13 protein-coding genes are annotated in these 12,938 nt (G+C 71.1%); 7 read left to right on the forward strand and 6 right to left on the reverse strand.

From position 1 onward, the window contains the following. Window positions 1–12 precede the first annotated feature (12 nt). The 7 genes from Q8S40_RS24610 (at window position 13) to Q8S40_RS24640 (ending at window position 7,711) form a co-directional block, all read left to right on the forward strand. Window positions 13–1,464 (forward strand): NAD(P)-binding domain-containing protein, encoded by a 1,452-nt coding sequence (locus Q8S40_RS24610; protein WP_305672520.1) that lies wholly within the window; start codon window positions 13–15, stop codon window positions 1,462–1,464. Further along, window positions 1,461–2,513: an NAD/NADP-dependent octopine/nopaline dehydrogenase family protein gene (locus Q8S40_RS24615; RefSeq protein ID WP_305672521.1), complete on the forward strand. Its 1,053-nt coding sequence runs from the start codon at window positions 1,461–1,463 to the stop codon at window positions 2,511–2,513. The genes Q8S40_RS24610 and Q8S40_RS24615 overlap by 4 nt, the downstream gene beginning before the upstream one ends. Before the next feature lie 62 nt (window positions 2,514–2,575). After that, window positions 2,576–3,574 carry a tripartite tricarboxylate transporter substrate binding protein gene (locus tag Q8S40_RS24620; RefSeq protein WP_305672522.1) on the forward strand — a complete coding sequence of 333 codons (999 nt, stop codon included), beginning with the start codon at window positions 2,576–2,578 and terminating at the stop codon, window positions 3,572–3,574. A gap of 66 nt (window positions 3,575–3,640) precedes the next feature. Continuing rightward, the gene (locus Q8S40_RS24625; protein WP_304813235.1) at window positions 3,641–3,883 is read left to right on the forward strand and encodes a hypothetical protein; all 243 of its coding nucleotides are present in this window, start codon (window positions 3,641–3,643) and stop codon (window positions 3,881–3,883) included. After that, window positions 3,880–5,205 carry a CCA tRNA nucleotidyltransferase gene (locus Q8S40_RS24630; RefSeq protein WP_305672523.1) on the forward strand — a complete coding sequence of 442 codons (1,326 nt, stop codon included), beginning with the start codon at window positions 3,880–3,882 and terminating at the stop codon, window positions 5,203–5,205. Before Q8S40_RS24625 ends, Q8S40_RS24630 begins: the two co-directional genes overlap by 4 nt. Before the next feature lie 42 nt (window positions 5,206–5,247). Then, window positions 5,248–7,002 (forward strand): ABC transporter ATP-binding protein, encoded by a 1,755-nt coding sequence (locus Q8S40_RS24635; protein ID WP_305672524.1) that lies wholly within the window; start codon window positions 5,248–5,250, stop codon window positions 7,000–7,002. Between the two features lie 25 nt (window positions 7,003–7,027). Then, window positions 7,028–7,711, forward strand: a complete 684-nt coding sequence (locus Q8S40_RS24640; RefSeq protein WP_305672525.1) for a CatB-related O-acetyltransferase — start codon at window positions 7,028–7,030, stop codon at window positions 7,709–7,711. A 10-nt stretch (window positions 7,712–7,721) separates the two neighbouring features. Here Q8S40_RS24640 and Q8S40_RS24645 read toward each other — a convergent pair whose 3' ends face one another. The 6 genes from Q8S40_RS24645 to Q8S40_RS24670 all read right to left on the reverse strand — a co-directional run bounded on the left by Q8S40_RS24645 (window position 7,722) and on the right by Q8S40_RS24670 (window position 12,860). Then, complete coding sequence (locus Q8S40_RS24645) at window positions 7,722–8,384, reverse strand: tyrosine-protein phosphatase (RefSeq protein WP_371136883.1); 663 nt, start codon at window positions 8,382–8,384, stop codon at window positions 7,722–7,724. A 70-nt stretch (window positions 8,385–8,454) separates the two neighbouring features. Beyond that, window positions 8,455–9,075 (reverse strand): DedA family protein, encoded by a 621-nt coding sequence (locus Q8S40_RS24650; RefSeq protein WP_305672526.1) that lies wholly within the window; start codon window positions 9,073–9,075, stop codon window positions 8,455–8,457. Between the two features lie 8 nt (window positions 9,076–9,083). After that, window positions 9,084–10,622, reverse strand: coding sequence for a tripartite tricarboxylate transporter permease (locus Q8S40_RS24655; protein ID WP_305672527.1), 1,539 nt, complete (start codon window positions 10,620–10,622; stop codon window positions 9,084–9,086). 2 nt (window positions 10,623–10,624) lie between these two features. Next, complete coding sequence (locus tag Q8S40_RS24660) at window positions 10,625–11,077, reverse strand: tripartite tricarboxylate transporter TctB family protein (protein WP_304813246.1); 453 nt, start codon at window positions 11,075–11,077, stop codon at window positions 10,625–10,627. Between the two features lie 207 nt (window positions 11,078–11,284). After that, window positions 11,285–12,283 carry a tripartite tricarboxylate transporter substrate binding protein gene (locus Q8S40_RS24665; protein WP_305672528.1) on the reverse strand — a complete coding sequence of 333 codons (999 nt, stop codon included), beginning with the start codon at window positions 12,281–12,283 and terminating at the stop codon, window positions 11,285–11,287. 67 nt (window positions 12,284–12,350) lie between these two features. Further along, complete coding sequence (locus tag Q8S40_RS24670) at window positions 12,351–12,860, reverse strand: hypothetical protein (protein ID WP_305672529.1); 510 nt, start codon at window positions 12,858–12,860, stop codon at window positions 12,351–12,353. Between the last annotated feature and the right edge of the window lie 78 nt (window positions 12,861–12,938).

Genomic DNA, 12,938 nt, shown 5'->3' on the forward strand with positions numbered 1-12,938 from the left:
CAGGCCCTGCCCATGCTGGATTCCTTCTCCACCCCTCCCATCTCCGCCCCCCTGGGACTCGCTGCGCTCGAAGCGCGGCTGCGCCAGGACCTCGCCTGGCTGGAAATGCCCGCGAAGCCCTGGGTCCCGCCGCGGCGGCAGGATGGGCAGGAGGTAGCCGATGTCGTGATCATCGGCGCCGGCATGTGCGGCCTGGCCGTGGCCGCCGCGCTGCGCCTGCTCGGCATCGCGAATATCCGGGTGCTGGACCGCGCGCCCGCGGGCCAGGAGGGACCCTGGGTCACCTTCGCCCGGATGGAAACGCTGCGTTCCACCAAGACCCTCGCCGGCCCGGCGCTGGACCTGCCCGCGCTGACCTTCCGGGCCTGGTTCGAACACCAGCACGGCGCCGCCGCCTTCGAGGCGCTTGGCAAAATTCCGCGCGGCATGTGGATGGATTACCTGATCTGGTACCGCCAGGTGATGGGCATCGCGGTGGAGAACGGGGTCGCCGTCTCCGATATACGTCCGGCGGCCGGGGATCTGTTCGCGCTGGAGACCAGCGCCGGCCGCATCCTGGCGCGGCGCGTGGTGCTGGCGACAGGGCGGGATGGATTGGGCGGCCCCTGGCTGCCGGAGATCGCGCAAAATCTGCCCCCCGAACTGCGCGCCCATTCGCGGGACATGATCGATTTCGCCGCGCTGGCCGGCAGGCGGGTGGGCGTGGTCGGCGCCGGCGCCTCTGCCATGGACAATGCGGCGGCGGCGCTGGAGGCGGGTTGCGGGCGGCTCGACATGTTCGTGCGCCGGATGGAGCTTCCGCGGGTGAACAAATTCACCGGCATCGGCAGCCCCGGCGTGGTGCATGGTTTCGCGGGGCTGCCGGATGACTGGAAATGGCGCTTCCTCGACCTGGTGCTGAGCGCGCAGACCCCGCCGCCGCGCGATTCCACGCTGCGCGTCTCCCGCTTCCCGCACGCCCATCTGCATCTGGGCAGCCCGATCCGGGCGCTCTCGGCCCGGGATGGCGTGATCCGGCTGGAGACGCCGCAGGGTGCCTTCGAACTCGACTTCCTGATCTTCGGTACCGGCTTCCGCGTCGATGTGGCGGGGCGGCCGGAACTGGCGCATTTCGCGCCGCATATCCGCCTCTGGGGCGACCGCTTCCAGGCGGCGCGGCCAAATGAGGAACTGGCGACCTCGCCCGACCTCGACCCCGGCTTCGCCTTCCAGGAACGCCAGCCCGGCACCTGCCCGGCGCTGGCCCGGCTGCATTGCTTCAACTACCCGGCGACGCTGAGCCACGGGAAGCTCTCGGGCGATATCCCGGCCGTCAGCGCCGGCGCCAAGCGGCTGGCCCGCTTCATCGCCCGCGCCTTCTTCGTCGAGGACAAGGAACAGCACTTCATGAACCTGCAGGCCTATGAGACGCCCGAATTGCAGGGCGATGAATGGCCGGTGCGCGCAGAGCAGGACCGGGCATGAAGGTCGCCATCCTCGGCGCCGGCGCCATCGGCCCGGCCTCCGCCGCCCTTGCCGCCTCCCGCGCGCATGACGTCGCACTGTGGTCGCCCTCCGGCCAGGGCACTTCCGGCATGACCGACCATATCGAGGCGGAGGGCGCGCTGGTGGGCCGCTTCCCGCTGCGCGTCGCCGCCACGCTGGAGGCGGCGCTGGAGGGGGCGGAGGTCGCGCTGCTGGCGGTGCCAGCCTATGCCCATGCGGCGCTGCTGCCGCGCCTCGCTGCCGCCATCCCGCCCAATATGCCATTGCTGATCGCTCCCGCCGCCGCGCTGTCGCCCCTGGCCTTCGAGGCGCTGCGCGCGGCGCTCGGCCCGCGCGCCCCGGTGGGCGGGCTGGCCACCACCCCCACCACGGCGCGCCGCCTGGCGCCGGGGCGGGTGCGGATTCCCGCGATCCGCGCCGCCGTCGATGTCGCCGCCATTCCCGCCGCCGCGGCCCCGCAGATCGCGGCCTGTGCCACCGCGCTGTTCGGCCATGCCTGCCCGGTGGCGCCGGATGTGCTGCACCCCGCGCTGGCCAATGCCAACCCGATCATCCATGCGGTGCTGGCGCTGGCCAATGTCACCCGGATCGAGCGCGCCGAGGCCTGGCCGCAATATGAGCTGATGACCGAGGCCTCCGGCCGGCTGATGCAGGCCCTGCAGGCGGAGCGTGACGCGCTGGCCGATTCCTGCGGGCTGCAGGTGATGTCCCTGGCCGAATCGCTGCACCGGGCCAGCGGCGTGCCCCGCGCCCCGCTGCATGAGATGGGCCTGGCGATCGCCGCCAGCGGCCGCAGCGTGAACGGCCCGGCGCAGATGGAGACGCGCTATGTGACGGAGGATGTGCCCTTCGGCCTGTCCTTCTATCTGTGGCTCGCCGCTCGCCGCGGCGTGGCCATGCCGCAGACGGAGGCGGTGGTCACGGTGCTGGAGACGCTGTGGGCGCGCGACCTGCGGGACAATGCGCTGCTGTCCGCGCTGGCCGGGCTCGATCTCACCACCGCGCTGCGCGACGGCGTCGGCCGCTAGGGCTGCGCTTGCCCTGTTCGCGCCGTCGCGGCAGGCTTTCGTGGTTCCAGGAGATGCATGCCATGCCGGCCCCCCGCCCGACCCGCCGCCTGCTGCTCGCCAGCGCCCTGGCGCTGCCAGCCCTGGCGCTGCCCAGCGTGACCCGTCCCGCCGCCGCGCAGAATTGGGCGCCGGACCGGCCGGTGCGGCTGGTGGTGCCCTTCGCGCCGGGCGGCAGCCAGGACGTGCTCGGCCGCCTGTTTGCCCAGGCCGTCGGCGCCACGGTCGGGCAGAATGTGGTGGTGGAGAACCGCGGCGGCGCGGGCGGGCTGCTGGGGGCGGAGGCGGTGGCGCGCGCCGCGCCGGATGGCACGACGCTGCTGCTGGCCACCGCCGGGCAGCTTACCATCGCCAAGGCCATCGGCCGGCGCCTGCCCTATGACCCGATCGCCGATTTCGCGCCGATCCTGCACATCTCCGACAGCCCGGTGGCGCTGATCGCCGCGCCCAACCTGCCGGTGCAGGACCTCGCCGGGCTGCTGGAGATGGCACGCCGGGCGCCGCAGCCCCTGCCCTATGCCAGCACCGGCATCGGCACCAACACCCACCTGATCATGGAGGATCTGAAGGCGCGGGAGCGGCTGAACCTGGAGCATGTGCCCTATCGCGGCGCCGCCGCCGCCCTGAATGACCTGATGGCCGGGCGCATCGCCATGATGTTCGTCTCCGTCCCCTCCGTGCTCGGCTTTTCCGGCGGGCAGTTGCGGGTGGTGGGGGTGACGTCGCGGACCCGCTTCCCCGCGGTGGCGGAGGTGCCGACGCTGATCGAAGGCGGCGTGGCGGATTTCGAGGCCTCGATCTGGACCGGCCTGGTCGCCCCGGCCGGCACCCCGCCGGCGGCGGTGGAACGCTGGCGCGCGGAATTTACCGCGGCGCTGGACTCGGATCTGGTGAAGACCCGGCTGGCGGCACTCGGCGCGGTGCCGAATGGCGCGGGGGCCGAGGCATTCGGCGCGCTGCTGCAGGCGGATCTGGAGCGCTGGACCCGGGTGGCGGCGCCGCTGTCGATTTCGATGGACTGAGAATGGGTAATTAAGCGGCGGACCTCCGCACTGCCCGCGCGGCCGCGCCTGCGGTAAGGTGGCGGCATGGCCATTCTTCTGCTCCTGCTGCCGCTCCTCGCCTGGCTGCTCTGGCTCTGGCTTGGCCCACCGGGTTGGCGACCCTCCCGCGCGCAGCTTCTGGCTCTCGGCATTGTCGTGGTGATCGGCGCCGGGGCCGCGCTGTGGGTCCGGCTGAACCAGCAGGACATCACCGGCGGCATCTACACCCCGCCCAGCCTCGGCCCGGATGGGCGGGTGCTGCCCAGCCGGCTTGAACCGGCCCCGTGAACGGCCCCGTGAACGGCCCGGTGGGCGGCACGGTGGACGGCCCCGTGGATGGCCCGGTGGACGGCCGGGTGAACGACCCGCCGCAGGACCGCATCCCGCCGCCCGCCTTCCTGGCCGAGGCCGCGCCGGCCGCCGTGCTGGCCGCGCTGCCCGGGGCGCGGGCGGTGGGCGGCTGCGTGCGGGACGCCCTCGCGGGCCGCCCGGTGCATGATGTGGATGTGGCCGCGCCCCTGCCGCCGGACTCCATTTCTGAAAGGCTGCGCGCCGCCGGGCTGAAGGTGTTCGAGACCGGCCTCGCGCATGGCACCGTCACCGCCGTGCTGCGCCGCCAGCCGGTGGAGGTCACCGCGCTGCGCCGCGACCTGGTGACCGATGGCCGCCATGCGGAGGTCGCCTGGACCACCGATTGGCGGGAGGATGCGTCGCGGCGCGATTTTTCGTTCAACGCCATGTCGATGGATGCCGAGGGCAACCTCTGGGATTATTTCGACGGCCGCGCCGACCTCGCGGCTGGCCGGGTGCGTTTCGTGGGCGATGCGGCGACCCGGCTGGCGGAGGATTATCTGCGCGCGCTGCGCTTCTTCCGCTTCTGGGCGCGCTACGGGCAAGGGGCGCCGGACCCGGCCGCGCTGGCCGCGATTGCCGATGCGGTACCGGGATTCCGCGCCCGCATCGCGCCGGAGCGCATCTGGATGGAGCTGAAGCGGCTGCTGCCGGCGCCCGACCCCTCCGGCTCCCTGGCGCTGATGGCGGCGTGCGGGCTGCTGGATGCGGTGCTGCCGGAAGGCACGGTGCCGGAAAGGCTGCGGCGGATGATCCCGCTTGGCTTGCCCACGGACCCGCTGCTGCGCCTGGCGGTGCTGCTGGCGGAGGATGCGGAGTGCGGCGCGCTGGCCACCCGGCTGCGCCTGTCGGGTGAGGAACGGGCACGGCTGGCGCTGCTGCACCGGCCGCCCGACCCGCCCACGCCGGCCAGCGCCGCCGGCTTTCCGCTGCGCGCCTGGCGGGCACGGCTGCATGCCGCCACGCACCAGGTGGCGCCGGCGGAGCCGCTCTGGGTGGCCCAGGCGCGCCAGTGGGGGCAAGACGGGGGCGCCGATGGCTGGGATGCGCTGCGCCAGCTTGTGACGCCGGGCGATGCGGAGCCGGAATTCCCGCTGCTCGGCCGCGACCTGATGGCGCTGGGCCTGCCGCCCGGGCCTGGCCTCGGCAGCCTGCTCGGCACGCTGCGGACCTGGTGGCTGGCCGGGGATTGCCAGGCGGACCGGGATGCGCTGCTGGCCGAAGCCGCGCGGCGCCTCGGGAAGTCCGGCGGGGCCTGACGACCCCTCGCCCTCCGCCCATCCCTGCTCTACACGGCGCGGATGGCCCGCCCTGCCTTCGATGCTGCCTCCCTGCCGCTGATCCGCCGCCTGTGGCGCGAGCATGTGCGCCACCATCCGCGCGCCCTGGCGCTGGCCGCGATCTGCACGGTGGGGGTGGCGGCGACCACGGCACTGTACCCGCTGGTGATCCAGCGTGCCTTCAACCTGTTCGCCGCCGGCGAGGCCGGGGTGGTCTGGATCCTGCCGCCGCTGATCATCGCCGTCACGCTGGCCCGGGCGCTGACCATGTATGGCAAGGCGCTGGCCACCCAATCCGTGGTGCTCGGCGTGATCGCCGGGTTGCAGCGGCAGTTGTTCACCGCCCTGACCCGCGCCGACCTCGCCGCCGTCGCCCGCGACGCGCCGGCCCGCCACGCCGCCCGCTTCACCACCGATGCGGCGCTGATCCGGGAGGCCTTGTCGAAGTCGCTGAGCGGCATCGCGGATGTGCTGACCGTGCTCGGGCTGGTGGGCTCCATGCTGTGGATCGACTGGCAGATGGCGCTGCTGGCCTCGCTTCTGTACCCGATCGCCGCCGTGCCGATCCTCCGCATCGGCAAGCGCATCCGCCGTGCGTCTTCGGGCATGCAGGACCGGGTGGGCGAGACCTCGGCCCTGCTGGTCGAGAGCTTCGCCGCCGCCCGCGTGGTCCGCGCCTTCCGGCTGGAGGACGCCGAGGAAGCCCGAGCCGCCCAGGCGTTTGAGCGGCTGCGCGACAGCCAATTGGCCATCGCCCGGTCCCGCGCCCGGCTGGACCCAGTGCTGGAGGCGATGGGCGGCATCGCAGTGGCCGCCGTGCTCGGCTTCGTCGGCTGGCGGGTTTCGACCGGCCTCGGCACCATCGGCGATTTCACGGGATTCGTCGCGGCGCTGCTGATCGCCGCACAGCCGGCGCGCGCGCTGGGCAATCTGAACGCGGCGTTGCAGGAGGGCCTCGCCGGCCTGTCCCGCAGTTTTGCGAGTATCGACGAGGCGCCCAGCATCACCGACCGTCCCGGCGCCGGCCCGCTGCCGGCCGGCGAGGGCCGCGTGGCCTTCGAGGCGGTGGGCTTCGCCTATGATGGCGTGCCGGACGCCGCCCTGTCGGGCCTGTCCTTCGCCGCCGCGCCCGGCCGGACCGTGGCGCTGGTCGGCCCCTCCGGCGCCGGGAAATCCACCGCGCTGGCGCTGGTGCCGCGGCTGTATGAGGTGACGGCGGGGCGCATCGTGATCGATGGCGCGGATATCCGGGACGTGACGCTGACCAGCCTGCGCGATGCCATCGCCTATGTCGGCCAGGACGCCACGCTGTTCGACGACACGGCCTTCGCCAATATCGCCTGCGGCCGCCCTGGCGCCACGCCCGGACAGGTGGAGGATGCGGCCCGCGCGGCGGCGGCGCATGACTTCCTGGCGGCGCTACCGCAGGGCTATGCGACGCCGCTCGGCACCCAGGGGTCGCGGCTTTCCGGCGGCCAGCGCCAGCGCGTCTCGCTCGCCCGCGCCCTGCTGCGCAACCCGCGCGTGCTGCTGCTGGATGAGGCGACCAGCGCGCTGGATGCGGAGAATGAGGCGCTGGTACAACAGGCGCTGGCCCGGCTGCGGCAGGGCCGCACCACGCTGGTGATCGCGCATCGCCTGTCCACGGTGCGGGATGCCGATCTGATCGTGGTGATGGAGGGCGGGCGCGCCGTGGAACAGGGCAACCATGCGGAGCTGATGACGGCCGATGGCCTCTATGCCCGGCTGGTACGGACCCAGGCCTTCGCCGCTTGAGAAACTGCAAAGGATCGTTCGCGGCATGAGATCCAAGGCCGAAGCGGCGGCGCTGCCGGACCCGGATGCGCTACACCCGGTGCCGAACAAGCCGCGCATCGTCTTCCTGAAGCCGCTGCTGGCCACCATGCCCGGCATCACCAACTGCGCCGTCGGCGACTTCACCTATTACGACGACCCACTGCACGCGAAGGACTTCTTCCGGCGCAACGTGATCTACAATTTCCAGGCCAGCGGCGCGCGGCTGGAGATCGGCAAATTCTGCGCCCTGGCCACCGGCGTGCGCTTCATGATGCCGGATGCGATGCACGCGATGGCCGGCCCCAGCACCTATCCCTTCGGCATCATGGGCGGCGCCTTCGCCAGCGCGCTGCCGCTGGCGGACTACCCGTGGCGGGAATCCGGCGACACGGTGCTCGGCCATGACATCTGGTTGGGGATGGAGGCGCTGGTGATGCCCGGCGTGCGCATCGGCCATGGCGCGGTGATCGGCGCACGGGCGGTGGTGACGCGGGATGTGCCGGATTACGCCGTGGCCGCGGGCAACCCGGCGGTGGTGCGGCGGCGGCGCTTTGCCGAGGAAGACGCCGCGCGGCTGGTGGCGCTGGCCTGGTGGGACTGGCCGGCGGCGCGGATCGCGCGCGCCATTCCGGTGCTGGCCAAGGGCGGTGTCACGGCGCTGGAGGATTTTGCGGCGGCCGAGGCGTAGCCCGGCGCCGCTATTCCCGCCGCAGCACCCCATCCACCAGCCGGTCCGCCCAGGGGCGGCTCTGGAAGGCGGCGCGAAGCGCGGCCTCGTCATAATCCTGGCGCAGCCAGTCGAGGAACGGCTTCGGGCCGTGCTTGGCCTGGAAGGCGGCATAGTCACGGAAGAAGGCGTCCAGGATGCCGGTGCGGCTGGCCGAGACATGGCCGAAGCGCCAGTGCAGCTGATCCAGCGCCGCCTCCACCGGGCGGCCCTGCAGCAGCAGCCAGATGCCGGCGATCAGGCCGGTGCGGTCGGCACCGGATTTGCAGTGGATGAGCAGTGGCTCCGGCACCTCCGCCAGCAGATCCACCAGGCGCAGGATGCGGTCCTTATGCGGTGCGCCGCGGCTTTCGAAAGGTGCATCGGCATGGATCAGACCAAGCTCCCCGGCCCGTGCCCGTGCCAGCGCATCGCTGCCGCAATCCTGGCGGTGGCCGCGCAGGTTGATGACGGCGCGCAGGCCGAAGCGGCGCTTGGCGGCATCCAGCTGCCAGGGCAGCGGGTGGTTCGACCGGTACAGCCGCCCGGCCTCCACCACCCCCCAATTGCGCCAGGGAATGCGCAACGCGGCGTGGTCCACCAGCAGGCTGTTGATCCAGGCGGCGCGGCGCCCGGCAGAGGAGAATAGGTTCACCGCCCCGATATGGCCGCTGCGCGCCCCGAAGGCCAGACGCCAAGCTGGATCGCGTCCGAACCGTAATGCCCTATTGCGGCGCGGTCGCCCGGTTCCAGTAGGCCCGCAGCCCCCACCAGACGGCCAGCACGGCCAGCACCAGGCCCACCAGCAGCAGCGTATCGCCCCGGTCATCCAGCACCGTCGCCAGATACCCGGCAAGGGTGCCGGGCAGCAGCAGGATGGGCGCCCAGATCAGCGCGGAGGTGACATTGGCCACCTGGAAGCGCCATTCCCGCATGCGAGACACGCCGGCGATGATCGGCGCGACGGCCCGCAAGGGGCTGATGAAGCGGGAGACGAAGACCGCCCAGATGCCCCATTTGCGGAAGGCCAGCACGCCGCGCCCATACATGCGCCGGTGCCGGCGCGGCAGATGGGTCCGCACGAAGCCGGGACCCAGCCAGCGGGAAAGCCAGAAGCCCAGCGCATCCCCCACCACCGCGCCCAGGATAGTGGCCAGCAGCACCGGCCAGGCCGGCACCACCCCGGTGCCGATCAGCAGCCCGAGCCCCAGCAACAGGGCGGAGCCGGGCAGGAAGATGCCGATCAGCGGCAGGGATTCGATGAAGGCGATGCCGAAGGCGATCAGCGGCGCCCAGGCCGCATGGGCCTCGGCCCATGCGATCACCGATGCCGTGAAGGCTTCCATCTACCGGTTCAGGCCCCCGCCGGCGGGTTGTTGGCCGCCGACCGCCGCAGCGCCGCGGCAACGTTGCGGCCGCGGATGGTGGCATAGATCGCGAACAACAGCAGCACCGCGGTGACGCTCAGGAAGCCGGCGCTGATCGGCCGCTCCCAGAACACGGCGAGGTCGCCGCGCGACAGCAGCATGGCGCGCCGCAGGTGTTCCTCCATCAGCGGGCCGAGGATGAAGCCCAGCAGCAAGGGTGCCGGCTCGAACTTCAGCTTGATCATGATGTAGCCGAGGACGCCGAAGAACATCACCACCAGCACGTCGAAATGGCTGTTGTTGATGCTGAACACGCCGATGCAGATGAACAGCAGGATGGCCGGGTACAGGATGGAATAGGGAATCCGCAGCATCGCCACCCACAGGCCGATCAGCGGGATGTTCAGCACCAGCAGCATGATGTTGCCGAGCCAGAAGCTGGCGATCAGGCCCCAGAACAGTTCCGGGTATTCCGTCATCAGCCGCGGACCGGGCTGGATGCCCTGGATGATCAGCGCGCCGAGCATCAGCGCCATCACCGAGTCACCCGGGATGCCGAGGGTCAGCGTGGGGATGAAGGCGGTCTGGGCGGCGGCGTTGTTGGCCGATTCCGGTGCGGCGATGCCCTCGATCGCGCCCTTGCCGAAGCGGGACGGATCCTTCGCGACCTTCTTCTCCACCGCGTAGGACATGAAGGAGGCGATGGTGCCACCCGCGCCCGGCAGCGCGCCGAAGAAGCTGCCGACGCCGGTGCCACGCAGCATCGGCTTCCACGAGGCCTTCCAATCGGCCTTGGTCGGCATCATCGACCGCATGGTGATCTTCTGAGAGGTGACTTCCCGGTTGGTGACCCGGCCGATGGAGCCGATCACCTCCGCCACGCCGAAGATGCCCATGGCGATCGCCACCAGGCTGACGCCATCCGACAGATAGGGGATGTCGAAGGTGAAGCGCTGCTGGCCGGTCTGCACATCGGTGCCGACCATGCCGAGGCACAGGCCGAACAGCACCATGGCGATGCCCTTGGCCGGCGAGCCCTGCGTCAGCGTCGCCGCCGCGACGAGGCCCAGCAGCATCATGGCGAAGTAGTCAGCCGGTCCGAAGGACAGCGCGACTTCCGCCAGGCCCGGCGCGAACAGCGTCAGGATGACGATGCCGAGGCTGGCGCCGACGAAGGAGGCGATGGTGGTCATGAACAGCGCCACACCGGCGCGTCCCTGCTTCGCCATCGGGTAGCCATCCAGACAGGCCACCGCGGCTGATGGTGTTCCTGGTAAGTTCAGCAGGATCGAGGCGGTGGAGCCACCATAGGAGGCGCCATAGTAGATGCCCGCCAGCATGATGATCGCGGTGGTCGCCGGCACATGGAAGGTCAGCGGCAGCAGCATCGAGATGGTGGCCAGCGACCCGATGCCCGGCAGCACCCCGATGAAGGTGCCGAGGAAGACGCCGAGGAAGCAGTAGAACAGGTTTTCCGGGGACAGGGCGACGAGGAACCCCATCCCGAGCATGCCAAGGGTGTCCATGCTCAGTAGCTCCCCCAGCGGAAGGCGGGCACGGGAATGCCCAGGCCCTTCGAGAAGACGGTGACGGCCATGATGGCAAGCGCCACGGCCAGGATAAAGGTTCGGACCGGCCTCAGTTCACGCTCCGCCAGGGCGGAGATGCAGACCACCGCGAAGGTCGCCGGCACCAGGCCGTACGGCTCGACGACAAGGGCGAAGCCCAGCCCGCCGCCGATGATGCAGATCAGCGGCCGGATGGCGGGAACTGGCAAATCGCCTGGGCGAAACCAGGCCGGAATCATGATCAGCAAACCGAAAATGGCCATCAATACCCCGAGGCCGGCCGGGAAGGCCCCAGGACCCATGCGGCGCATCTCACCCAGATTGTAATAGGTCTGCGCGTGCCAGAGGAACCACACGCCGAAGACCAGGAGCAGCAGCCCCCCGATGATGTCAGTCCAGTCGCGCCGATACATTCCAGTCCTCACGCATTGCTTGCCCGTAGGGGGGCTACTCCCAGGGGATAACGTCCCTGCCACATGGGCCACGCATTGCAAAGTGGAAAGTGTGAAGGTTGTCCAGCGACCGGTCATGTCGGCTTCGCAGCCCTGGCCGCATCGGACATAAAAAAGGCGCGCTGCCGATCGGCAGCGCGCCCGGCCGCAAGGCCGCTGGAACCAAAGCTATTCCAGGCGTGCGCCCGAAAGCTGCACCACCTCGCGCCACATCGGCCGCTCGCGCGCCGCACGGGCGGCGGCTTCCTCGGGCGTGCCGTACAGGGCGCGGGCGCCGGTACGCAGGAAGCGCTCCTGCATCGCAGGCGTCTCGGACACTTCCTTGATCGCCGCGGCCGCGCGCTGCGTGATGGCGGCCGGCACACCGGCCGGGAAGGCCATGGCGCACCAGGAGGTGACGACGAAATCCGGCACCCCAGCTTCCGCCATGGTCGGCACATCCGGCAGGGTCGGCCAACGTTCCGCGCTGGTCACCGCCAGCGCCCGCATCTGGCCGCCGGCGATGGTCGGGACGTAGGAGGCCAGGTTGTCCAGTGCGAAGTCGATATCGCCGCCCAGCAGCGCCGGAATGGTCTGCGCCGCGCCGCGGAACGGCACATGCACGGCGTTGATTCCCAGGCGGCTGGTGAACATGGCGCCCGAGAGATGCGGCGTGGTGCCGACCCCCGGCGAGCCATAATTCACCCCGCCCTGCTTCGCCTTGGCCCAGGTCACGAAGTCCCGCAGGTTGGTTGCGGGAATATGCGCCGCGGGCACCGCCAGCACATTGGGCAGTTCCCAATGCATGGAGATCGGCTGGATGTCCTTCTCCGGGTCATAGGGCAGGCGGGCATACAGATACTGGTTGATCGACCAGCCGCCCACCGTCACCGGGCCCATGGTGTGGCCATCCGGGTTGCTCTTGGCGATGGCGTCGTGGCCGATATTGCCGCCGGCGCCAGGCCGGTTCTCCACCACGAAGGGCTGGCCGAGCTTCTGGGACAGCTGCTCCGACAGCAGCCGCGCGAGCACGTCGGTGGACCCGCCCGGGGGCCACGGCACGATCACGCGAACCGGCCGGCTCGGCCACTGCACCTGCGCCAGAGCGGGGCTTGCGAGCGGCAGCAGGGTGGCGGCGAAGGGCGCGCCGAGCGTCGTGCCCAGAAGGGCGCGGCGGCTGATGGTCATTATTGGTGTCTCCTGGACGTGGTAGGCGAGGCGCAGGATACCGGCAGCTTGCCGCCGCCGCTACCACTCACCCGTCGCGGCGCGCCTGGTTGTTCCGCGTGGCCTGCGAAATGCTGCCGATGGCGCGCGGGTCCGGACCCGGATGCGCTTGCGTATGGCTGGTGTCGCGCATGCCATTGCCGGCCGTGCGGCCGGGCTGCGGGTGATGCGGGCGCGCCGCGCGGCGGCGTTCCAGCGCCTGGCGCAGGCCCTGCGCGGCGCGGGTCTGCTTGCGGGCATCCTCGGCCCGCGCGAACTGGGCATTCACCCGGCGCAGCGCGGCGGCGAAGACCTGCTTCTTCTCAGAAAGCCGCTCGGCCGCATTCGCCGCGCCGCGCGCTTCGCCCTTGCCGCGGCGGGCGCGCTGGGCTTCCCGCACCAGGTCGCGGGCGCGGCGCTGCTGGGCACGAATCCGCTCCGCCAGGGCCCGCAGGTCATCGGCCGAAAGCTGGCCCAGCTCCGGATGATGGCTCGGTGCCACCATCGTCGCCTCCTCATGCGACAGAAGGCGCTGTTCTTCCCTGCGAGTCATGGCCATGCGAGTCGATCCTCCATTTGGATGTAAATTTGGTAACGTACGCGGCCGCATCAAGGTTGCCGGCGCGTAATCCGGTAA

Origin of the sequence: Falsiroseomonas sp., from assembly GCF_030695085.1 — a bacterium.
In the GTDB taxonomy this organism is placed as follows: domain Bacteria; phylum Pseudomonadota; class Alphaproteobacteria; order Acetobacterales; family Acetobacteraceae; genus Falsiroseomonas.

Coding starts and splice junctions, on each gene's coding strand:
- Q8S40_RS24660 (WP_304813246.1), bottom strand. CDS start 11,077: ATGTATCGGCGCGACTGGACTGACATCATCGGGGGGCTGCTGCTCCTG.
- Q8S40_RS24625 (WP_304813235.1), top strand. CDS start 3,641: ATGGCCATTCTTCTGCTCCTGCTGCCGCTCCTCGCCTGGCTGCTCTGG.
- Q8S40_RS24620 (WP_305672522.1), top strand. CDS start 2,576: ATGCCGGCCCCCCGCCCGACCCGCCGCCTGCTGCTCGCCAGCGCCCTG.
- Q8S40_RS24640 (WP_305672525.1), top strand. CDS start 7,028: ATGAGATCCAAGGCCGAAGCGGCGGCGCTGCCGGACCCGGATGCGCTA.
- Q8S40_RS24655 (WP_305672527.1), bottom strand. CDS start 10,622: ATGGACACCCTTGGCATGCTCGGGATGGGGTTCCTCGTCGCCCTGTCC.
- Q8S40_RS24665 (WP_305672528.1), bottom strand. CDS start 12,283: ATGACCATCAGCCGCCGCGCCCTTCTGGGCACGACGCTCGGCGCGCCC.
- Q8S40_RS24670 (WP_305672529.1), bottom strand. CDS start 12,860: ATGGCCATGACTCGCAGGGAAGAACAGCGCCTTCTGTCGCATGAGGAG.
- Q8S40_RS24650 (WP_305672526.1), bottom strand. CDS start 9,075: ATGGAAGCCTTCACGGCATCGGTGATCGCATGGGCCGAGGCCCATGCG.
- Q8S40_RS24615 (WP_305672521.1), top strand. CDS start 1,461: ATGAAGGTCGCCATCCTCGGCGCCGGCGCCATCGGCCCGGCCTCCGCC.
- Q8S40_RS24635 (WP_305672524.1), top strand. CDS start 5,248: ATGGCCCGCCCTGCCTTCGATGCTGCCTCCCTGCCGCTGATCCGCCGC.
- Q8S40_RS24610 (WP_305672520.1), top strand. CDS start 13: ATGCTGGATTCCTTCTCCACCCCTCCCATCTCCGCCCCCCTGGGACTC.